The organism is Flavobacterium sp. ov086 (assembly GCF_900187965.1).
Classification (GTDB): Bacteria; Bacteroidota; Bacteroidia; order Flavobacteriales; family Flavobacteriaceae; genus Flavobacterium.
In genome coordinates this window covers 1-21,546 of the sequence record NZ_FZNL01000028.1, presented here as the reverse complement: position 1 = coordinate 21,546, position 21,546 = coordinate 1, and the positions used below count along the sequence as shown (strand labels likewise).

General features: G+C 32.9%; 18 protein-coding genes and 2 tRNA genes. 10 read left to right on the top strand and 10 right to left on the bottom strand.

What is annotated here, in order from left to right:
• The first annotated feature begins 135 nt into the window (after nt 1–135).
• The gene (locus tag CHB81_RS23085) at nt 136–498 is read left to right on the top strand and encodes a DUF983 domain-containing protein (protein ID WP_089354191.1); all 363 of its coding nucleotides are present in this window, start codon (nt 136–138) and stop codon (nt 496–498) included.
• A gap of 71 nt (nt 499–569) precedes the next feature.
• Nucleotides 570–1,445 (top strand): ACP S-malonyltransferase, encoded by an 876-nt coding sequence (gene fabD, locus CHB81_RS23080; RefSeq protein WP_089354190.1) that lies wholly within the window; start codon nt 570–572, stop codon nt 1,443–1,445.
• A gap of 86 nt (nt 1,446–1,531) precedes the next feature.
• Here fabD and CHB81_RS23075 read toward each other — a convergent pair whose 3' ends face one another.
• The 4 genes from CHB81_RS23075 to CHB81_RS23060 form a co-directional block, all read right to left on the bottom strand.
• The gene (locus CHB81_RS23075; RefSeq protein ID WP_089354189.1) at nt 1,532–1,849 is read right to left on the bottom strand and encodes a hypothetical protein; all 318 of its coding nucleotides are present in this window, start codon (nt 1,847–1,849) and stop codon (nt 1,532–1,534) included.
• Entirely contained in the window at nt 1,837–2,034 is a 198-nt protein-coding gene (locus tag CHB81_RS23070) for a hypothetical protein (protein WP_089354188.1), read from the bottom strand. The genes CHB81_RS23075 and CHB81_RS23070 overlap by 13 nt, the downstream gene beginning before the upstream one ends.
• A 151-nt stretch (nt 2,035–2,185) precedes the next feature.
• The gene (gene galE, locus CHB81_RS23065) at nt 2,186–3,199 is read right to left on the bottom strand and encodes a UDP-glucose 4-epimerase GalE (RefSeq protein WP_089354187.1); all 1,014 of its coding nucleotides are present in this window, start codon (nt 3,197–3,199) and stop codon (nt 2,186–2,188) included.
• 44 nt (nt 3,200–3,243) lie between these two features.
• A complete protein-coding gene (locus tag CHB81_RS23060) occupies nt 3,244–4,377 on the bottom strand; it encodes a DegT/DnrJ/EryC1/StrS aminotransferase family protein (protein ID WP_089354232.1) in 1,134 nt (377 codons plus the stop codon).
• Between the two features lie 136 nt (nt 4,378–4,513).
• Between CHB81_RS23060 and CHB81_RS23055 the strand changes: the two genes are divergently transcribed.
• Together CHB81_RS23055 and CHB81_RS23050 are read left to right on the top strand one after the other, a co-directional pair.
• Nucleotides 4,514–5,743: a 3-deoxy-D-manno-octulosonic acid transferase gene (locus tag CHB81_RS23055; protein ID WP_089354186.1), complete on the top strand. Its 1,230-nt coding sequence runs from the start codon at nt 4,514–4,516 to the stop codon at nt 5,741–5,743.
• 349 nt (nt 5,744–6,092) lie between these two features.
• Entirely contained in the window at nt 6,093–6,317 is a 225-nt protein-coding gene (locus CHB81_RS23050) for a hypothetical protein (protein WP_089354185.1), read from the top strand.
• Between the two features lie 232 nt (nt 6,318–6,549).
• Here CHB81_RS23050 and CHB81_RS23045 read toward each other — a convergent pair whose 3' ends face one another.
• From CHB81_RS23045 to mutS, 4 genes are all read right to left on the bottom strand, one after another.
• Nucleotides 6,550–6,927 (bottom strand): DUF1508 domain-containing protein, encoded by a 378-nt coding sequence (locus tag CHB81_RS23045; protein WP_089354184.1) that lies wholly within the window; start codon nt 6,925–6,927, stop codon nt 6,550–6,552.
• Nucleotides 6,928–7,089: 162 nt separating this feature from the next.
• Nucleotides 7,090–7,175: transfer RNA gene (locus CHB81_RS23040), tRNA-Leu, on the bottom strand.
• 14 nt (nt 7,176–7,189) lie between these two features.
• A tRNA-Gly gene (locus CHB81_RS23035) sits at nt 7,190–7,262 on the bottom strand.
• Nucleotides 7,263–7,411: 149 nt separating this feature from the next.
• Nucleotides 7,412–10,018 carry a DNA mismatch repair protein MutS gene (gene mutS, locus CHB81_RS23030; protein WP_165902272.1) on the bottom strand — a complete coding sequence of 869 codons (2,607 nt, stop codon included), beginning with the start codon at nt 10,016–10,018 and terminating at the stop codon, nt 7,412–7,414.
• 158 nt (nt 10,019–10,176) lie between these two features.
• Between mutS and CHB81_RS23025 the strand changes: the two genes are divergently transcribed.
• The 3 genes from CHB81_RS23025 (at nt 10,177) to CHB81_RS23015 (ending at nt 14,219) form a co-directional block, all read left to right on the top strand.
• On the top strand, nt 10,177–10,599 hold the full coding sequence (locus CHB81_RS23025; protein WP_089354183.1) for a DUF1573 domain-containing protein: 423 nt from the start codon (nt 10,177–10,179) through the stop codon (nt 10,597–10,599).
• A gap of 79 nt (nt 10,600–10,678) precedes the next feature.
• On the top strand, nt 10,679–11,221 hold the full coding sequence (locus CHB81_RS23020; protein ID WP_089354182.1) for an RNA methyltransferase: 543 nt from the start codon (nt 10,679–10,681) through the stop codon (nt 11,219–11,221).
• A gap of 109 nt (nt 11,222–11,330) precedes the next feature.
• Nucleotides 11,331–14,219 carry a T9SS type B sorting domain-containing protein gene (locus CHB81_RS23015; protein WP_254921264.1) on the top strand — a complete coding sequence of 963 codons (2,889 nt, stop codon included), beginning with the start codon at nt 11,331–11,333 and terminating at the stop codon, nt 14,217–14,219.
• 87 nt (nt 14,220–14,306) lie between these two features.
• On the opposite strand, the gene folK is transcribed toward CHB81_RS23015, so the two are convergent.
• Nucleotides 14,307–15,440, bottom strand: coding sequence for a 2-amino-4-hydroxy-6-hydroxymethyldihydropteridine diphosphokinase (folK, locus tag CHB81_RS23010; protein WP_089354181.1), 1,134 nt, complete (start codon nt 15,438–15,440; stop codon nt 14,307–14,309).
• A 281-nt stretch (nt 15,441–15,721) separates the two neighbouring features.
• On the opposite strand from folK, the gene sppA reads away from it, so the two are divergent.
• The 3 genes from sppA (at nt 15,722) to CHB81_RS22995 (ending at nt 21,201) form a co-directional block, all read left to right on the top strand.
• Complete coding sequence (gene sppA / locus CHB81_RS23005; RefSeq protein WP_089354180.1) at nt 15,722–17,479, top strand: signal peptide peptidase SppA; 1,758 nt, start codon at nt 15,722–15,724, stop codon at nt 17,477–17,479.
• Between the two features lie 9 nt (nt 17,480–17,488).
• Nucleotides 17,489–18,436 carry a S9 family peptidase gene (locus CHB81_RS23000; RefSeq protein WP_089354179.1) on the top strand — a complete coding sequence of 316 codons (948 nt, stop codon included), beginning with the start codon at nt 17,489–17,491 and terminating at the stop codon, nt 18,434–18,436.
• Nucleotides 18,437–18,609: 173 nt separating this feature from the next.
• Nucleotides 18,610–21,201: an AsmA family protein gene (locus CHB81_RS22995; RefSeq protein ID WP_089354178.1), complete on the top strand. Its 2,592-nt coding sequence runs from the start codon at nt 18,610–18,612 to the stop codon at nt 21,199–21,201.
• A 53-nt stretch (nt 21,202–21,254) separates the two neighbouring features.
• Here the strand turns inward: CHB81_RS22995 and CHB81_RS22990 are convergent.
• Nucleotides 21,255–21,546 (bottom strand): integrase core domain-containing protein (locus CHB81_RS22990; protein WP_141130362.1); only part of this gene is annotated, 292 nt, incomplete at its 5' end.

The following is a 21,546-nucleotide window of genomic DNA, read 5'->3' as shown; positions in this document are numbered from 1 at the left end:
TAGATTTCAGATTTGAAATTTGGAATTTTGGCAATTTAACACAAAATGTCTTTATTGTGCTATAAGTAGCGAAGATATAAAAAAGGATTTAAAAGATTCTGAAATACCTTTGTACAAATAAAAATCAACAAGATCATGTCAAGTGCATTAACTCATATTTTAAGCAACGAATGTCCTATTTGTCATAAAGGAAAAGTTTTTAAAGACAAGAATATTTTTCTGAATTTTGGTTTACCAAAAATGAACGAATATTGCAGTCATTGTAATTACAAATTCCAAAAAGAGCCTGGATATTTCTTTGGCGCTATGTACGTAAACTACGGATTAACAGTCGCTCAGGGAATCGCAACGTATTGTATTGCACAGTTTTTCTTTGAAACAAATTTCGATTTAAGAATCATTCCAATTATTGCTGTTGTCATTACTTTACTTACTTCTTTTAATCTCCGATTTTCAAGATTAGCATGGATTTACATGTTTAAGGATTATACGAAATAAAAAAATGTTATTTTTGTCTTTCTATTGAAACTAATTTTCAATTTAAAAAAATTCAATCTTAAATTAGACAAATGAAAGCATACGTATTTCCGGGTCAGGGCGCACAGTTTACAGGAATGGGCAAAGACTTATATGAATCATCGGCTTTAGCCAAAGAATTATTCGAAAAAGCTAATGAAATTTTAGGTTTTAGAATCACTGATATTATGTTCGAGGGTACTGCCGAAGAACTAAAAGAAACTAAAGTTACACAACCTGCAGTATTTTTACACTCCGTTATTTTAGCGAAGACTTTAGGCGAAGATTTTAAACCAGAAATGGTTGCAGGACATTCTTTAGGTGAATTCTCTGCTTTGGTTGCCAACGGAACTTTATCTTTTGAAGATGGTTTGAAATTAGTTTCTCAACGTGCTTTGGCAATGCAAAAAGCTTGCGAAATCACTCCGTCTACAATGGCTGCTGTTTTAGGTTTAGCTGATAATATCGTCGAGGACGTTTGTACTTCTATTGATGGAATTGTTGTTGCTGCAAACTACAACTGCCCAGGGCAATTGGTAATTTCAGGAGAAACTTCTGCTGTTGAAAAAGCTTGCGAAGCAATGAAAGCTGCCGGAGCAAAACGTGCTTTAATTTTACCTGTTGGTGGAGCATTTCACTCACCAATGATGGAGCCTGCAAGAGAAGAATTAGCTGCTGCAATTGAAGCAACAACTTTCTCTACTCCTATTTGTCCAGTATATCAAAACGTTACAGCAAGCGCTATTTCTGATGCAAACGAAATCAAAAAGAACTTAATTATTCAATTAACTGCTCCTGTAAAATGGACACAATCTGTACAACAAATGATCGCTGACGGCGCTACTTTGTTTACTGAAGTTGGCCCAGGAAAAGTGTTAGCTGGTTTGATTAATAAAATCGACAAAGAAGCGGTTACTGCGAATGTTTAAATTTTAGTCGCAGTTTTTAGTTTTCAGTTTAAAAACTATATCTATAAAAAATCCTCATAACGAAATGTTTATGAGGATTTTGTTTTTTATAGTTCTTTTACTTCTTCACTGTAATTATTTATAATTCCAGTTATTAAATAATTATGATTTTTTCTTTCAAAAAAAATGTACCAAGTTGTTCTAGCATTAGCTTTATAAAAAATATAGTTAGAACCTAAATACCGAAGTCTTTCGGGTGTTTTTTTATGTGGAAATTTAGAAATACTTGAAATGACAAAATCCACTATTTTATCTATATAATTTTGTGCAGATTCAGCAAAACCAAAATATTCTTCTTTAAAAAGAGTAAAAACCAAATCATCGAAATATTCCAGAACGACATTTTCAAAAATTACTTTTTCCAAGGATAAGCTTTTATTCTTTTAGACATTTCAGCTTTAAATTCCTCCGGTGTTAATCCTTTTTCAAACTCAGCATCAAAATCAAAAGTATCGCGATCTATTCCTTTAAATTGAGGTTTCTGAACTTCATATTCTACTCTTGGCTCTTCAACCTTATTATTCTTCTCATTTTCTTTTTTCGGCTCCATAATTCCTACATTTTGATCTTACAAAATTACAAAATAAATTGACTCAAAATGAAAATCCCAAATAATATAAATTATTTGGGATTTTTAATATCGAACATAAGACACACTGCTGTGCGTCTCTACGAAAACTGTGACCGCGACTGAAAACTTATTAAGAACGAACTTTTTGCTCCCATTTCCAGGCACTTGCCATTGCTTCGTCTAAGCTTAATTGAGCTTTCCAGCCTAAAACATTATTTGCTTTATCTGTATTTGCATACGCCTCGGTGATATCACCTTCACGACGTGGCATAATTTTATACGGCAATTTTTTATCGCTTACTTTTTCGAAACTATTGATTACTTCAAGAACTGAACTTCCTGTTCCGGTTCCTAAATTAAAAGTCTCCACTTTTGCTAAATTCTTTTTATTGAATAAACGCTGTAATGCAATAACATGCGCTTTTGCTAAATCTACAACGTGAATATAATCACGAACAGCAGTTCCGTCTGGAGTTGGATAATCATTTCCAAAAACAGATAATTCTTTACGTAATCCTACTCCGGTTTGCGTAATAAAAGGCACTAAATTCTGAGGAACTCCTAAAGGTAATTCTCCAATTTCATTACTTGAATGCGCTCCAACAGGATTAAAATAGCGTAATAAAATTGCACTGATATTAGTAACCTTAGCTGTATCTGTGATAATTTCTTCTCCTATTTGCTTCGTGTTTCCATAAGGAGACATTGCTGCTTGCACAGGAGCATCTTCTGTAATTGGCATTTTTTCGGCTTGACCGTAAACCGTACAAGAAGAACTGAAAATAAAACTTGCCTCAGGTTTTTGTTGTAATTCCTGCAACAAATAAACTAGCGAAGCAATATTGTTTTCATAATACAACAAAGGCTGTTCAACACTTTCTCCAACTGCTTTTGAAGCAGCAAAATGAATTACTCCGGTAACATCGTTGTGTTTTTTAAAGAAATCCCGAACTGACGCTTTTTCTCTTAAATCTAACTTTTCGAATAAAGGCGTTTTTCCTGTAATGGCTGTAATTCCTTTTAAAACATCTTCTGTAGAATTCGAAAGATTATCAATTATCACTACTTCAAAGCCTTCATTTTGCAATTCGACTACGGTGTGAGAACCAATAAATCCTAATCCTCCTGTTACTAATACTTTCATTTTGTGGTTGTTTTGTGCTATTGTTATTTGGTTTAACTTTTATATTATTTATTTAAAAATTCTAAAACAGAATCTGTAATAAATTTGATTTGCTCATCGTCCAATTCTGTATGCATTGGTAAAGCAATTACTTCTTTTACCAATTGATTCGTTACCGGAAATTGCTCTTCTTTATAACGAGTATCAACATAAGCTTTTTGAGAGTGCAACGGAATTGGGTAATAAATTGCACATGGAATGGCTTTATCCAACAAATGTTGCATCAAAGCATTTCTGTCTGCATCGATAATTCTCAATACATATTGATGGAAAACGTGATCATTTTCGTTTGCATCAAACTCCGGTGTAATAATGTGTGCATTTCCTGCAAAGGCTGCATTGTATTTTGAAGCTGCACGACGACGTGCTTTATTATATTCGTCTAACAAAGGTAATTTTGCATTTAAAACTCCTGCCTGAATACTATCTAAACGTGAATTTACTCCCACTACATCATGATGATAACGTTCGTACATTCCGTGGTTTACAATTCCGCGGATAATGTGAGCCAATTTATCATCGTTTGTAAAAATTGCTCCTCCATCTCCATAACAGCCTAAGTTTTTAGACGGGAAAAATGAAGTTGCCGCAACGTGACCAATTACTCCTACTTTGCTTTTTGTACCTGATTTAGAAATGTAATCAGCTCCAATTGCTTGCGCATTATCTTCGATTACATACAGATTATGCTCTGCAGCAATTTCCATAATTGCGTCCATATTGGCAGCGCGTCCAAATAAATGCACCGGAACAATTGCTTTAGTTTTTGGCGTAATTGCTTTTTTAATAGCGTCGATATCGATGTTCATATTCGTCATATCAACATCTACCAAAACTGGTGTTAATTGTAATAAAGCAATAACCTCAACAGTTGCTGCAAAAGTAAAATCGGCAGTAATTACCTCATCACCTGGTTTTAGATCTAATCCCATCATAGCAATCTGCAAAGCATCTGTACCATTTGCACACGGAATTACGTGTTTTGCTCCCAAATAATCTTCAAGATTTTTTTGAAATTGATGTACCAAAGGTCCGTTTATATAAGTATTTGTGTCTAAAACCTCTTGAATCGAAGCATCAACAGTCGTTTTTATTTTTTCGTATTGACTCTTTAAGTCAACCATTTGAATTTTTTTCATTTTCAATATATTTTTAAAATTAAAGACCTGTATTTTAAACATAATCTCTAAAAGGAGGAACAAAAATAGTTATTTAATACCTTCAAACCAATGAAAATAATGGAAAGAAATGTAATTTAGCCACAAAAATAAACAGATGCTTTTTCTATACAATTTAGTTGTTTCTATTGCGGGGTTTTTTCTGAAAATTGTAGCGATTTTTAGTCCGAAAATTAAGCTTTTTGTAAATGGTCGGAAAAATGTTTTTAGTATTCTGGAAGATAAAATAAAACCTACAGATAAGACTATTTGGTTTCACTCAGCCTCTCTTGGCGAGTATGAACAAGGTTTACCGGTAATCGAAAAAATCAAAGAAAAGTACCCTTCACACAAAATCATTGTTACCTTTTTTTCCCCTTCAGGATACGAAGTGCGTAAAAATAACACAGTTGCCGATGTGACTATTTACTTACCTTTAGACACTAAAAGCAATGCAAAGAGATTTTTAAAATTAGCACATCCTGAATTAGCCTTTTTCATTAAATATGAATTCTGGCTAAATTATCTAAAAGAGCTAGAGAACAGTAAAACACCAACTTATTTAATATCCGGAATCTTTAGAGACAGCCAAATGTTCTTTAAATGGTATGGCGGTTTCTATAGAAATGCATTAAAAGCATTCACTTACTTTTTTGTTCAAAACGAAGAGTCTAAAGAAAAAATTGAAGCCATCGGATTCCATAATGTAATTGTTTCCGGCGATACTCGTTTTGATCGTGTAAATGCCATTTTAGAAAGAGATAACACACTTGATTTTATTGAAAACTTTAAAAATAATACTCCAACTATAGTAATAGGAAGTTCATGGCCAAAGGACGAAGCTTTATTAGCTGAATATATCAATGAAACTCCTTCGACTGTAAAATTTATTATTGCGCCCCATAACATTAAAGCCGACCAAATCTCGAGTCTTAAATCGCAAATTACAAAATCAACTGTATTATTCTCAGAGAAACAGGGTCTTGATTTATCAAATTACCAAGTCTTTATTATTGACACGGTTGGTTTATTGACAAAAATTTATAGCTACGGAACCATTGCGTATGTTGGCGGCGGTTTTGGCAATCCGGGAATTCATAATATTCTGGAACCCGCAACGTTTGGACTACCAATTGTAATTGGTCCTAATTATTCCAATTTTGCCGAGGCTGTTCAATTGGTTGATATTGGCGGATGCATTGTGATATCGAATATAGACGAACTAAAACAAAGTCTTGATCGCTTGCTTACCGATGAAAACTTTTTTACAGAGAAAAGTCAAATTTGCAAGTCATACATTCAAGACTATAAAGGAGCTACAAACAGCATCATGAAAATCGTTTCGTAGCCGTTTCAAAAACCCAAAAACGGATTTCCATACCAGAATCAAAATAAAAAGCGCTAAAAACGTCTTATTTTAACACTCAGCGTTTGCGTAATTATTATTAAAAAACAAAACAAACTGCAAGCAAGAGAATAAAAAAAGCCAATTCTCTTATAGAATATTCAACGAAAAATAATTTATACAAAAAATACGATAATACCAAACATTTTTGTAGTTTTGGCATATTCTTTGATAAATAAGATAATCGTGAGCAATGAAAATATTTTAAAAAAAAAATAAAAAAATATTTTACATATTAAAAAATTTATATCTTTGCCACGAATTAATAATTAACCTTTTATAATAAAGTAAGATGAAAAAAGTATTTTTAAGTTTAGCTGTTGTTGCTGTTTTAACTGTTGTATCTTGTAAAAAAGCTGACGCTGCAGCTACTGAAGCTGTAGATTCTACTGCTGTTGCTGTTGATTCTGCTGCTACTGTAGTTGATTCTGCTGCTGCAACTGTTGACTCTGCTGCAACTAAAGTTGATTCTGCTGCTGCTAAAGTAGAAGAAGCTGCTAAAGAAGTAAAAAAATAATTAGAACTTAAATTCTAAAGATTTTAAAACCATCCATCGTGATGGTTTTTTTTATGCTAATTTTTTTTTGAAATTCCAATCCCGAAGCTTCGGGATGAAATCCCAAATTCCAAGCATAAAAAAAAAATCCCAAATTCCAAAAAGACATTAAGCCTATTGGAATTTGGGATTTTTTTTGTTTTTAAACCTAGTTAAATCAAAACAAACAACTACAAATTGGGATTTCATTCATCTATTCTTCCATTTCTTCCTCCTGAACCAACTCATCTTCAAAAATAGATTCGCTTGACGAGAAGTCCAAAATTTCCGACCTTGAAGCATAAGTCACAATTTCTTTAATTCCCTTCTGCAAAAGCAATTCCGTTGTGTATTTTCGGCTTGTTGCAAAATGAACCTCCCCCAACATCAACTTAAAGAAATACTTCCCTCCTGAGCCTTTAAATTTTAAAAACTTAGCCTGATCAACATTCGCTTTAAACTTCTCAATATCCTCTTCACCTTCAAACTTCAACTCATAACTTAAACTTGTAAATATGACTTTGCCTTTTCTGGAAGTAAACACGAATTTATATTCATCATTAAACCTTTTACTAATTACAAAAGCACCCATAGATATATTTTAGATTTTAAATTGTTGATTTCAGATTCTTAGTCCTGATAGCTATCAGGATAGATTCTTAGATTCTTTAAAATAAATTTACTTCGCAAATTTATTTTGCACTGTGTGAGTTTACACAATAAAAAAAGCCTCTTCAAAAAGAAGAGGCTTTAGTACTCAGAGCGGGACTTGAACCCGCACGAACATTGCTGTTCACTGGATTTTAAGTCCAGCGTGTCTACCAATTTCACCATCCGAGCATTATACGATGTTGAGCGAAAAACGGGGCTCGAACCCGCGACCTCGACCTTGGCAAGGTCGCGCTCTACCAACTGAGCTATTTTCGCATTTCAAATTCTTGTAAGAACCACAATACCTGACTTGTTCTGTATTGCGAGTGCAAATTTAGGACATTTATTCAATTACACAAGCGTTTTTCCAAAAAAAAATCTACTTATTTTATAACTTTCTGATAACCTAAACTTTAAATCTGAAATTATTTTTTAACTAACATTCTTTTAATCTCGTTGAGTTTCATCAATGCTTCAACCGGAGTTATCGCATTTATATCAAGACTTAGAATCTCTTCTTTTATTTCTTCTAATAAAGGATCATCTAAATTAAAGAAACTCATTTGCATTTCGTCTGCTGCAGATTTTACTCCGTTTAAGGCATCGCTTGAATGATTTTTTTCTAATTTCTTTAATAACTTCTGTGCTTTCAAAATTACAATTTGAGGCATTCCTGCCATTTTTGCAACGTGAATTCCAAAACTATGCGCACTTCCTCCTTTTACCAGCTTTCTAATAAAAAGAACGGTATCTTTTAATTCTTTTACGGCAACATTATAATTTTGGATTCTAGACAACGATTCAGTCATTTCATTCAATTCGTGATAATGCGTTGCAAATAATGTTTTAGGCCTTCCCGGATGTTCGTGTAAAAACTCGGCAATAGCCCAGGCAATCGAAATCCCGTCATAAGTACTTGTTCCTCTACCAATTTCATCTAATAAAACCAAACTTCTGTCTGAGATATTATTCAAAATAGAAGCTGTCTCGTTCATTTCAACCATAAAAGTAGATTCTCCCATCGAAATATTATCCGATGCTCCTACTCTGGTAAAAATTTTATCGACAATTCCCATTCTTACACTATCAGCCGGAACAAAACTTCCCATTTGAGCCAACAATACGATTAAAGCAGTTTGTCTTAAAATAGCCGACTTACCAGACATATTGGGTCCAGTAATCATGATAATTTGTTGTGTTTCTCTATCTAAGAAAACATCATTAGCAATATAAGGAGTTCCAACCGGCAATTGTTTTTCAATTACAGGGTGACGTCCGTTTTTGATTTCCAGCTCGAAAGTTTCATCAATTTCAGGACATACATATTGATTTTCGATAGCCAATTGCGTAAATGAACACAAACAATCTAACTGTGCCACCAAATTAGCATTCATTTGAACCGGCTTAATATAGGTCGCAATCCAGGCAATTAATTGCTCAAAAAGTTCGCTTTCAATTTTATGAATTTTCTCTTCAGCGCCTAGAATTTTAGTTTCATATTCTTTTAATTCTTCGGTAATATAACGCTCGGCATTTACTAAGGTTTGCTTACGAATCCATTCTGCCGGCACTTTATCTTTGTGTGTATTTCTAACTTCTATATAGTATCCAAATACATTATTGAAAGAGATTTTTAAAGAAGAAATTCCTGTTCTCTCCGATTCTCTTTTTTCTATTCCCTCCAGATATTCTTTTCCTGAAGTAGAAATAGCACGTAAATCGTCCAGTTCTTCACTAATACCTTTTGCAATAGCATTTCCTTTTGCAATCGCTACGGGCGCATCCTGATTTAAGGTTGTTTTTATTTTCTCTCTTAAAAGATCACAGGCATGTAAACTATCTCCAATAATCTTTACCGCTTCCTGCTTACTTTGCAATGCTAAAGTTTTTATCGGAATAATAGCATCCAGAGATTCTTTCAAATAAACAATTTCACGAGGCGAAACTTTTCCGGCTGCAATTTTAGAAATCAAACGCTCTAAATCTGAAATTTGTTTAATTTGGTATTGAATATTTTGCAATACTTCAGGATCTGATTTTAAATAGGTAACAACATCGTGACGGTTTTTAATTTTAGCACTATCCTTTAAAGGCAGAGCTAACCAACGTTTCAGTAAACGTCCTCCCATCGGCGAAAGCGTTCTGTCAATTACATCTAAAAGTGTTACCGCATTTGGATTATAACTGTGGTATAATTCTAAGTTTCTAATAGTAAAACGATCCATCCAAACATAAGCATCTTCTGCAATACGTTGAATTGCCGTGATATGCTGTACACGGTTATGCTGTGTTTCTGACAAATAATACAAGATTGCTCCTGAAGCAATAACTCCTTCTTTCAGCTCTTCAACTCCAAAACCTTTTAAGGAAGCAGTTTGAAAATGTTTTGTCAAAGTTTCCAGAGCATAATCTTCTTTATAAATCCAATCTTCTAAATAAAAAGTATGAAAATCTTCTCCAAAAGAAGCCTTAAAATCCATTTTATTATTCTTTGGAACCAGAATTTCACTAGGATTAAAATTCTGCAATAATTTATCTATGTATTCAGCATTTCCCTGAGCTGTTAAAAACTCTCCGGTAGAAACATCAAGAAAGGAAACTCCGATATTTTTATTAGCAAAATATACAGATGCTAAAAAATTGTTTGTTTTTGATTGTAAAACCTCATCATTTAATGAAACTCCCGGAGTTACCAGTTCAGTAACACCACGTTTCACGATAGTTTTAGTCATTTTTGGATCTTCGAGCTGATCACAGATCGCTACACGAAGTCCGGCTTTAACTAATTTTGGCAAATATGTATTAACAGAATGGTGTGGAAATCCTGCCAAAGCGGTCTCAGTATCAGAACCAGCCCCTCTTTTGGTTAATGTAATACCCAGAATTTTTGATGCTCTAATAGCGTCTTCTCCAAAGGTTTCATAAAAATCACCCACTCTAAAAAGCAGACATGCATCAGGATATTTTCTCTTGATTTCGTTGTACTGTTTCATTAAGGGTGTTTCTTTCACCACTTTCTCTTTCGCTGCCAAATTGTTGTATTTTAAATGAAAAATTAAGACAGCGAATTTATAATATTTTAAAGGAATATTGAAGCGGTTCAAAAATTAAAATATTTTAAGCAATTTTTAAGATGAGATATTAGAATTTTATATAGATTTGTTCATAATTAAAACAAAGACTCTAAAAGATGAAAAAAATAATCTTAATTGCTATGTTAGCTGTAGTTGGAATTACAGCTTCTAACGCTCAAAGCACTAAAAAAGCTAAAGTTGCTAAAATCGAAGGTGCTGGAATGGCTTTTGAAACAGAAACTATTGACTACGGAACTATCGCTCACAATGCTGATGGAAAACGTGAATTTGTTTTTGTAAACAACGGAACTAAACCATTAATCATTACAAATACACAAGGATCTTGTGGTTGTACTGTACCAACAACTCCAAAAGAGCCAATCGCTCCAGGTGCTAAAGGTATTATTGGTGTAAAATATGCTACTGACAGAGTTGGTGCATTTACAAAAACTGTAACGGTTACTTCTAACGCTGAAGGACAACCAACAAAAGTACTTACCATTAAAGGTACAGTTTTACCAGATCCAGTAAAAAGCTAATCTGAGAAAAACAAAATAAAATAATCGAAAAAGCTTCCTTATCTTTGGAGGCTTTTTTTATGACCTGAATCCAACACAAATGAGAAAACTGGAAAATAGCGAACTAGATCGAAAATCAATTGAAGATTTTAAAAAGTCTGACAAAACTCCTCTAATTTTAGTCTTAGATGATATTCGCAGTTTACACAATATAGGTTCTGTTTTTAGAACTGCCGATGCTTTTTTGATCGAAAAAATAATTCTATGCGGTATTACAGCTACACCTCCAAACAAAGAAATTCATAAAACCGCTCTTGGCGCTACCGAAACTGTAGCTTGGGAACATCATGAAAATGTATTGGAAGTTATCGAAAATCTAAAAAAAGACAATGTATTAACGCTTGCTATCGAACAGGTTGAAAGTGCTATTTTTCTTCAGGATTTTAAAGTAGAAAAAGATCAAAAATACGCATTGGTTTTCGGAAATGAAGTTTATGGTGTAGCTCAGGAAGCGGTTGCAATTTGCGATGGCTGCATTGAGATTCCGCAATTAGGAACCAAACATTCTTTAAATATTGCTGTGAGCGCTGGAATTGTTGTTTGGGATTTATTCCAGAAACTGAAGTGGCCAAAAAGCATTTAAAACAAGAAAAAACATTGCCATAATTTGTTATTTTTCAACAAATTAAATCTATAATTGTTACAAATAGAAAATTATTTTTTTGTTATTATAAAATTGATACTTTTATAAAATGAAAAATGTTAATTTCTTAAAAATACCACTCTTATTTTTTTTATTGCTGTCTGGTTTTTTTGGGCATGCACAATACACTACAATTCCTGATTTAAATTTCGAAGACGCATTAATTAAGTTAGGAATTGACAATGGCGCTATTGATGGTAAAGTTTTAACAACAAGTATAAATAGTGTTAAAAGTTTAGAAATTCGTTACCAAAATATTTCTAATTTATCTGGAATTGAAGGCTTTTCAGAATTAGAAACTTTGATTTGTAATAACAACAATTTAACTACATTAGATTTCTCTAAAAATTCAAAACTAAATTATTTAGACTGTAGTGGTAATAAATTAATCAGCTTAAATATTTCAGAAAATTACAATTTAAATCTTTTAAATTGTAACCAAAATAATTTAAACACTATAGATATTTCAAAAAATCTAGCGTTAAAAAGTTTGGGTTGCAGTTACAATCAATTAAAAACCTTAAATGTTTCAAAAAATACAGCCCTAGAAATATTTTATTGTACATTCAATCAAATAACAAGTTTAGACACTTCTAATAACACAAACTTAAACATATTTGTTTGCTACAATAATCAATTAACTGATTTAGATATTTCAAAAAATCTAAACTTAAATATGTTTTCTTGCTCAAATAATCACATCACCACTTTAGATATATCTAAAAATACAGGTATAAATTCATTTAGCTGTGACAATAACAATCTGAATACCTTAAGCGTAAAAAACGGCATTAATAATTACATGTTAGCTATTGATCTTACTTCAAATCCTAATTTAAGTTGCATAGAAGTAGATAACGCAAATTATTCTAATATAAACTGGTCAACGTTTAAAGATGCTTCGGCGACATATTCAAACAATTGCAACAAAGCCACAGTAACAACAGCCCCTATAATTAGGGCTTCGGGAGATCAATTCTATTGCCCTTTAACTTCTAAAAATATTGTAACCTCAATTACAATTACTCACGATGATAAAGAACTTGGAACAAAAGCTGCTTATATTCAGATTTCTTCAGGCTATTCTCAGGGGCTTGATAGAATAGAAATTTTAAATCCTGCTGCACATCCATCAATTGTACAAGCCTGGTATCCCGATGAAGGAAAATTAGTCTTATCAAGTCCAACGGGAGGAAATGTTTTATATTCTGATTTAGAAGCAGCCATTAAAGATGTTGTATTTTCTAACTCATCAGCTACAGCTTCCGGTACAAGAACTTTTTCTATAACGATTGGCCAAGCCAATTATTTACCATCGACACAACACTTTTATTTATTTGTTCCGAGTATAGGAATTACCTGGACAGCTGCAAAAGCCGCTGCCGAAGCAAGTACTTATTATGGACTTAAAGGATATCTGGCAACTCTTTTATCTGCTGATGAAGCTAAGTTAAGTGGTGAACAAGCCTCCGGAACAGGGTGGATTGGAGGAAGCGACGCCGAAACAGAAGGCGTTTGGAAATGGGTAACCGGACCTGAAGCAGAAACAGTAATGTCGTATACTTTTTGGAATACCGGAGAACCAAACAACCAAGGAGATGAAGATTACGCCCATATTACGCAACCCGGAATCGGAATACGTGGCTCCTGGAATGATTTATCCAACACAGGATCATTAATTTCAGGTGACGCATATCAGCCAAAAGGCTATGTTGTTGAATATGGAGGATCAGTCGGCGAAGCTCCTTTAGAAATCGCAGCCAGCACAAAAATTACAATTCCGGTTGCAACACCTTCTACAAATCCACCTGCGGCTTGCGATTCAGGAAGTTTCACATTTAATGCTACTGCAACAGCCGGAGCAACTATTAGTTGGTATGCAAATGCTACTGGCGGAACGGCATTAGCAACCGGAAATTCTTTTACAACTCCTACAATAACCGCTACAACAACTTATTATGTTGATGCCGGTTGTGAGTCAAATAGAAAACCAGTTACTGCAACCGTTTATCCAACACCAACAACTCCAGTTGCTGCACAACCAACTTATTTTAATTGTGGTCCCGGATCTGTTACTATTGAAGCAAGTACAAATATTGGTTTTATAAATTGGTATACAGAATCAACTGGCGGTACAAGCTTATTTACAGGTAACAGCTTTAAAACTCCAACAATCTCAACAAATACTACTTATTATGCAGAAGCATCAAATAATGGCTGTATTAATAGTACCCGAATTCCAATTGACATTAAAATTTATACTCCTCCAGTTGTTACCGATCAAGAGCTTGTATTGTGCCAATCACAAACCATTATACTTGATGCCGGAGTTTCAGGAATGTCTTATAAATGGAACACCGGAGAATCAACACAAACTATTCCTGCATCAAAAGGCGGAACATATATTGTAGATGTTACAAGTCCCGCTCCTGAAAACTGTACGAGTCAAAAAACCATTATTATTGAGGAACGCGAGGTTCCGGAAATATCCCGCATTGAGGTAAACGGAACTAGAGTTGTAATCTATCTCACCAAAGAACAAGATTACTTTGAATATTCTGTTGACGGTTCTAATTTTCAAAATTCAAATGTATTTTATGATGTTTCAGGCGGATTACAAACGGCTTATGTAAGAGAAAAAAGTGGCTGTAGTGATACAACAAAAATGTTTGTAGTTCTTGTTTTTCCTCCATTTTTTACTCCAAATAATGATACCTATAATGATGTTTGGGAAGTAACCGGAATGGAATATTATCCTGAAGCACAAGTCACTATTTTTGATCGATACGGAAAATTTATCGCGCAGTTAAATGCTACTAAAATGACGTGGGACGGAACTTTGGATAGAAATCCGCTACCCGCTTCTGATTATTGGTATGCCTTAAAAATTGACAATACCAAACCAATTTTAAGAGGGCATTTTACATTGAAAAGATGATTTTAATGTGCCAATTAGAAAATTTGATAATTTGATAATTTTTGAAATGCAGTAAATAATTATCTAATTTTCTAATTGCCACATTATCTAATTCAATTTCTTCTTTATCTCTTCTAATATAAAAAGGTAATCTTCGTGTTTTTTTACAAAATCACGTTCTGAAACATCAATAATCAAAACATTCAAATCGGTTTGGGATTTAATATAATCCAGATAACCGTTATTGATTTTATTCAGATATTCAGCCTCAATGTTCTGTTCATAAGCTCTTCCGCGTTTCTTGATATTTTGAAGCAGGCGTTCTGAATTCTGATACAGATAAACGTACAAATCAGGCTTTGGCATTTCTTTGTAAATTATATCGAATAAGTTTCGGTACAAACGATATTCATCTTCTGCAAGCGTAATTTTGGCAAATATCAAAGATTTAAAAATATGATAATCGGCGACAATAAAATCTTTAAACAAATCAAATTGCGCCAAATCATCTGATAATTGCTGATATCTATCGGCAAGAAAAGACATTTCTAAAGGAAAGGCATATCGATTTTGATCTTTATAAAATTTTGGTAAAAACGGATTATCAGCAAAACGCTCTAAAACAGTTTTAGCATTAAAATCTTCTGAAATTTTGTGCGCCAAAGTCGTTTTTCCAGCTCCAATATTTCCTTCAAAAGCAATATAATTAAAACTTTCTAAAGGAATTTCCTGCAACGGAATCTTCAAATCCTGAATTACCGTGCAAACACTATCGTCTGGCGAAATGGCAATTAATTCTGAAATTGTTTTTTGATAAACAGGATGTCTCCAATCTAGTTTTAAATCCCGCATTGGCAATAAAACAAAATTTCTGTTTTGCATTAACGGATGTGGAACCTCAAGTTTTTCAGACTCAATAATTTCATCGTCATAAGTAATCAGATCGACGTCAATTAATCGGGATTGATATCCTTTCTGATTCGAACGGATCCTCCCTAAATGTTTTTCGATTTTTAAAACCTGATTCAGTATTTTTTGTGCAGATGAAGTACTGTGCAAAACCAAAGCACAATTATAAAAAGCGTCACTTTCAAATCCCCAAGCCGGAGTTTCGTATAGTCTTGAAACCCTGATTACAGTACCAACTTCCTGGTGTATTAAGGCAATACAACTTTCGATGTTTGCCAATCTGTTTCCCTGATTACTGCCTATAGATAGAGTGATTTGATGCTGTGATTTCATAATTAATGCAAATTAACTAAAACTATTTTAGAATTAAGTACATTATTCAACACAAGAATTAGAAGTTTTCAAGAGTCGAAAACAGTTTGTTTATAATTTCTTTTCTTTAAAATTATAAAATAAATCGCTATTATCTTACAAAATAATCTATCTTTATTTTTAGCATTCAAAAATGTAAATTATACAAATATTTGAGAATTACCGATAGGAGAATTAAATTCTATTTAGATTATATTTGTAACAAACCAACCTTTTTTGCTACTTATTAAAAAAATATACTTATGAAGTTTTTAGGAAATGTAATTGCCACTGTTATTGGTATTTTTGTGTTTATTATGGTCTTCTTTTTTGGAGTAATTCTAATTGGAACTATTTTTGGAGGAGATGATTCTGTCTCTGTCAAAGGTGATTCTGTGATCGAATTAAATTTAAAACAGATTCAAAATGATTACGCCGGAAAATATAAAGATCCCTGGGTAACCCAATTCACTGGCAAAAAAGAAATCGGTTTGACTGACGTTATCAATGCAATTGAAGCAGCAAAAACGGATGATAATATTAAAGGAATTTCGATTTTAAACGATGAATCTTCTTTAGGATTAGCACAATACAAAGATTTAAGAAATGCACTTGAAAGCTTCAAAAAATCAGGAAAATTTGTTTGGGCTTATTCCAATACTTATTCGCAAAAAGAATATTATTTAAATTCTGTTGCCAACACTATTTATTTGAATCCAGCCGGAGATTTAGATTTTAAAGGACTTTCGTCTGAAGTAATGTTCTTTAAAGATTTTCAGGATAAATCAGGTATTCATATGGAAGTGATTCGTCATGGAAAATATAAAAGTGCCGTTGAACCGTTTTTAGAAAACAAAATGAGCGATGCCAACAGAGAACAAGTTACGGCATTATTAAACTCAATCTGGACAACGGTTACTAACGATATTTCGAAAAGCAGAAATATTCCTGTTGCTAAGTTAAATGAAATTGCAAATGGTTTGCTTGCCCGAACTCCGGAAATGGCAAAATCACAACATTTAGTTGACATTGTTGCTTATGAAGATGTATATCACGACGCTATCAAAAAAGCATTGAAAGTTACAGGCGACGATGATTATAACAAAATTTCTATATCAGATTATACTCAGAATAATATTACTACAGCGTTGACCAATACAGCATCAGACCAAATTGCGATTATTTACGCTCAAGGCGAAATACAAAGCGGTGAAGGTGATGTTACCGTAATTGGAGAAGGCTCAATGCGTCGTTCGTTGCAGGAAGCCAGAAAAAATGAGGATGTAAAAGCGATCGTTCTTAGAATTGATAGTCCGGGCGGAAGCGCTCTAACTTCTGATTTAATTTGGAGAGAAATCGAAATCACTAAAAAAGTAAAACCGGTTGTGGTTTCTATGGGTAATTATGCTGCTTCGGGAGGATATTACATTGCTTGTAATGCTAACAAAATTTTTGCAGAAAACAATACTATTACTGGTTCTATTGGAGTTTTTGGAATCTTACCAAACTTTAGCCCTCTGGCAACTAAGTTAGGAATCAATACGGAACAGGTAAAAACTCACGAGAACTCCGCAAATTATAGTCCGTTTGTGCCAATTGATGAGAAGTTTAAAGCCTTTACATTAGAAGGAGTTGAACATATCTACAATACTTTTGTGACGCATGTGGCTCAAGGCCGAAAAATGACCTTTGCACAAGTTGACGCTATCGCACAAGGAAGAGTATGGTCAGGAACTGAAGCCTTAAAAATAGGTTTAGTAGACAAAATTGGAGGTTTGAATGACGCTATTGCTGAAGCAGCTAAAATGGCTAAAGTAAAAACATACACCACTCAAAACTATCCTGAATACGAGAAAACATTTAATGATCTTCTCTCTAATTTACCATTTGCACAATCTAAAGAAGCTTTTATAAAAGAGGAAATTGGCGAAGAAAATTATCAGCTTATTGAGCAGGTAAAAAGATTTCAAAAACAAAAAGGTGTTCAGGCGATGCTTCCTTTTGGATTAAACATCAAATAATTCAGATCAATGAAAAATATAGTTCTTCTGCTCACTATTTTCTTTTTGAGTTTTGTTAATGCTCAGGATAAAAAGCAATACACTTTTAAAGAATCTAATGCGACTTTAAAAATTAATAATGATCAGCTTTTTGGTACTTTAACGGTTCCGGATCTGAGTAAAAAATTTCCGGTTGCTTTAATAATTGCAGGTTCGGGACCAACAGACCGAAATGGAAATAATCCGATGATGAAAAACAATTCGCTGAAAATGCTGGCTGAAGCTCTAGCAAAAAACGGAATTGCATCATTAAGATATGATAAAAGAGGAATTGGCGAAAGCAAAGCTTCTGCAATAGCGGAATCAAGTTTAGTCTTCGAAAATTATACAGAAGATGCCAAAAGCTGGATTAATTTCCTGAAACAAGACAAGCGCTTTTCGCATGTAATTGTAATAGGTCACAGCGAAGGCTCTTTAATAGGAATGATTGCCGGAGCAAAAGCAACTAAATTTATCTCTATTGCCGGAGCTGGAGACTCAGCAGATAAACTTATAAAAACGCAAATAGCAAGCAAATCAAATCAACAAATTAACGATTTGACTTTTCCTATTATTGACAGTTTAAAAAGCGGAAATACGGTAAAAAAAGTAGATCCAATGCTTAATGCACTTTTTAGACCAAGCATTCAGCCGTATTTGATTTCGTGGTTTAAATACAATCCACAAACAGAAATTAAAAAATTAAACGTTCCTATTTTAATACTGCAAGGAAACAACGATTTACAAATCAATACACAAGACGCTGAAAATCTGGCAAACGCTAATAAAAATGCCGAGCTATTGATCGTTGATAAAATGAATCACATCATGAAAATTATCGATGGCGATAAACAGGCAAATTTAGAGAGTTATAATAATGAAACTTTACCTATCTCAGAAGTCATGACTAATAAGATAGTTTCTTTTATTCTGAAATAAATAAAATAATAAAACCCAAAATCCGTTTGAATATATGATCGAACGGATTTTTTTCTTTTATTCAAATAGGTAAATTTCTTACATTTTTTAAGAAAACTTTATCTCAGAACTAAATCAAAAAAGCTATTTTTGCACGTATTAAACATTAATGCTAAATCCTCAAATCTATTAATATGTTAAAGAAAATTCTAAAAATCGCAGCTATTGTTCTTGTCGTCATTGTAGCCGCCTTATTCGCTATCCCTTATTTTTTTAAGGATCAGATAAAAGCCAAAATTGCTGAAGCTATTAACGAAAGTGTTGATGCAAAAGTAAGTTTTGCCGATGCTGATTTAAGCTTGTTTAAAAACTTTCCGAATGCAACTGTTGGAATCGAAAAATTAGTGATTATCAACAAAGCTCCTTTTGAAGGTGATACTTTAGTTTCTTTAGGCGAACTGAATTTAAAAATGAGTATCAAAGAACTTTTCAAAGGAAAAGAAGAACCTTTAAGCATTCAGGGAATCAGTTCTACAAATGGATTAATCAATATTATTTTTAATAAAGATGGTGTTGGTAACTTCGATATTGCATTAAAAGATAAAAACGAAACAAAGAAAGATGAAGCAAGCAAACCACTTTCATTAAAAATTCAGAACTACAAAATCGAAAATTTCACTTTCAGATATATTGATCAGGGTTCGAAAATTAAGATGGTAATTGATAGTTTAAATCACGAAGGAACTGGTGATTTTACCAACTCTAAACTGGATTTAACTACAAAATCTACTGCTAAAGTATCTCTTGATATGGATAAAGTCAATTACATGAAAAATGTAAAACTGACTTTAGATGCCGTTTTAGGAATTGATTTAGAACAAAGCAAATATACTTTTAAAGAAAACAAAGCCTTAATCAATCAATTACCATTAGAATTTGACGGTTTTATTCAGATGGTTGATGCGGGTCAGATTTATGATTTAAAATTTAAAACACCAACTTCATCTTTCACCAATTTCTTAGGTTTAATTCCGTCGGCTTATGCTTCGAGTCTAGATGGTGTAAAAACAACTGGAGACTTTACTGTAGCTGGTTTTGCAAAAGGACAATTAACAGATACTACTGTTCCTAAATTCAACATTGCAATTGCCTCAAACAATGCTTCATTTCAATATCCTAACTTACCAAAATCAGTTCAGAATATTGTAATTGACACAAAAATCATCAACGAAACAGGAATTCTAAATGACACCTACGTTAATTTAGACAAACTTTCGTTTAGAATCGATCAGGATATTTTTAACGCTAAAGCGAATATTAAAAACATTACCGTAAATCCTATTGTAGACGCTGCATTAAAAGGAACTATTAATTTAGCTAACCTTTCAAAAGCATATCCAATCAAAATGGATAAGCCATTAGCAGGTATTTTAAAAGCTGACGTTACCACAAATTTTGATATGGCATCTGTGGAAAAAAGCCAATATCAAAACATAAAAAATGCAGGGACGATGAGTTTATCAGGATTTAAATATACTGATGAAAACAATAAAGCGATGAACATTAGTACAGCTTTGGTAGAGTTTAATCCAAGTACTATAAACCTGAAAAAATTTGATGCTACAACCGGAAAAAGCGATTTAAGCATTAATGGAGTTTTAGAAAACTTTTACGGTTTTATGTTTAAAAAACAAGAACTAAGAGGAAACTTCAATATGAGTTCAAACCAATTGGCTGTTGACGATTTCATGACTGCCGGTGAACCTGCAACTGAAAAAACTGCTGCAAAACCAACAGAAGCAATGAAGATTCCGGCGTTTTTAAATTGTACTTTAAATGCAAAAGCAACAACCGTTTTGTATGATAATTTAAAACTAAAAGATGTTTCAGGCAGATTGATCGTAAAAGATGAAAAAGCTACGTTAGAAAACTTTAAAACTTCGATTTTTGGAGGAACAATTGGTTTAACAGGAACTGTTTCTACAAAAACTAAGGTACCAACTTTTGATATGAATTTAGGTTTCAATCAAGTTGATATTGCACAGACTTTTACACAATTGGACATGATGAAAAAAATTGCACCAATTGCCGGAATTATCAACGGAAAATTAAATTCGACTATTAAATTAAACGGAAATCTAGACTCGAAAGAATTAACTCCAGACTTAAGTTCTATTTCAGGAGATTTGTTAGGACAATTGCTTTCGACAACGATAAACTCTAAAAATTCAACTGTATTAAGTGCATTAACTTCGAACATCAAGTTTATTGATATGAATAAAATAAATTTGAACGATATTAAAGCAGCTTTAACTTTTGAAAACGGAAAAGTAAATGTAAAACCATTTGACATCAAATATCAGGATATTAAAATCACAGTTGGCGGAACTCACGGTTTTGACCAAACCATGAATTATAACTTAAAACTGGATGTTCCGGCTAAATATTTAGGATCTGAAGCGAATGCCTTTATCTCAAAAATGTCTCCTGCGGATGCTGCGAAACTGCAAAACATCCCAATAAATGCGATGATTACAGGTAATTTTTCTAATCCAAAAATATCAACTGACATGAAATCTGCGGTTACGAGTTTAGCATCTCAGGTTGCCAATCAACAAAAAGAAAAGCTAACACAAAAAGGTACTTCTGCCCTTAATGATTTAATCAATAAGAATACAAAAGCAAAAGATACCACACAAGCTGCAAAAACTGAAAAAGAACAGAAAACCCAGGAAGTTACTAAAAAAGCAAGTGACTTATTAAATGGTTTATTCAAGAAGAAATAAAAAATTGTCTCGTCCTAAAAAAACGACACTGATTATTAGATAAAAATAATTAATTAAACAGTTGCAAGAACGTTCTTGCAACTGTTTTTGTTTTTATAGGTTCTTATTTGGATTTGATTTTGACAATGCATTTGATTTGGTGTTAGCATATGATTAGAATAATGTGGTCTTTGTTCATTGTAAATATTGATCGATTCTTTTATAATTTGTTTTGTAATTTTTATTTTTTGATGATATTTATCGATCATAAATTCTTGTTTTAAAATTCCATTAATTCTTTCTGCTACGGCATTTTCATACGGGTCTGAGTTTTGGGTCATACTGCATAAGACTTTATTTTTGATT

Coding starts and splice junctions, on each gene's coding strand:
- CHB81_RS23020 (WP_089354182.1), top strand. CDS start 10,679: ATGAGAAAACTGGAAAATAGCGAACTAGATCGAAAATCAATTGAAGAT.
- CHB81_RS23045 (WP_089354184.1), bottom strand. CDS start 6,927: ATGGGTGCTTTTGTAATTAGTAAAAGGTTTAATGATGAATATAAATTC.
- CHB81_RS23055 (WP_089354186.1), top strand. CDS start 4,514: ATGCTTTTTCTATACAATTTAGTTGTTTCTATTGCGGGGTTTTTTCTG.
- CHB81_RS22995 (WP_089354178.1), top strand. CDS start 18,610: ATGTTAAAGAAAATTCTAAAAATCGCAGCTATTGTTCTTGTCGTCATT.
- sppA (WP_089354180.1), top strand. CDS start 15,722: ATGAAGTTTTTAGGAAATGTAATTGCCACTGTTATTGGTATTTTTGTG.
- folK (WP_089354181.1), bottom strand. CDS start 15,440: ATGAAATCACAGCATCAAATCACTCTATCTATAGGCAGTAATCAGGGA.
- CHB81_RS23050 (WP_089354185.1), top strand. CDS start 6,093: ATGAAAAAAGTATTTTTAAGTTTAGCTGTTGTTGCTGTTTTAACTGTT.
- CHB81_RS23070 (WP_089354188.1), bottom strand. CDS start 2,034: ATGGAGCCGAAAAAAGAAAATGAGAAGAATAATAAGGTTGAAGAGCCA.
- CHB81_RS23000 (WP_089354179.1), top strand. CDS start 17,489: ATGAAAAATATAGTTCTTCTGCTCACTATTTTCTTTTTGAGTTTTGTT.
- fabD (WP_089354190.1), top strand. CDS start 570: ATGAAAGCATACGTATTTCCGGGTCAGGGCGCACAGTTTACAGGAATG.
- CHB81_RS23025 (WP_089354183.1), top strand. CDS start 10,177: ATGAAAAAAATAATCTTAATTGCTATGTTAGCTGTAGTTGGAATTACA.
- galE (WP_089354187.1), bottom strand. CDS start 3,199: ATGAAAGTATTAGTAACAGGAGGATTAGGATTTATTGGTTCTCACACC.
- CHB81_RS23085 (WP_089354191.1), top strand. CDS start 136: ATGTCAAGTGCATTAACTCATATTTTAAGCAACGAATGTCCTATTTGT.
- CHB81_RS23015 (WP_254921264.1), top strand. CDS start 11,331: ATGAAAAATGTTAATTTCTTAAAAATACCACTCTTATTTTTTTTATTG.
- CHB81_RS23060 (WP_089354232.1), bottom strand. CDS start 4,377: ATGAAAAAAATTCAAATGGTTGACTTAAAGAGTCAATACGAAAAAATA.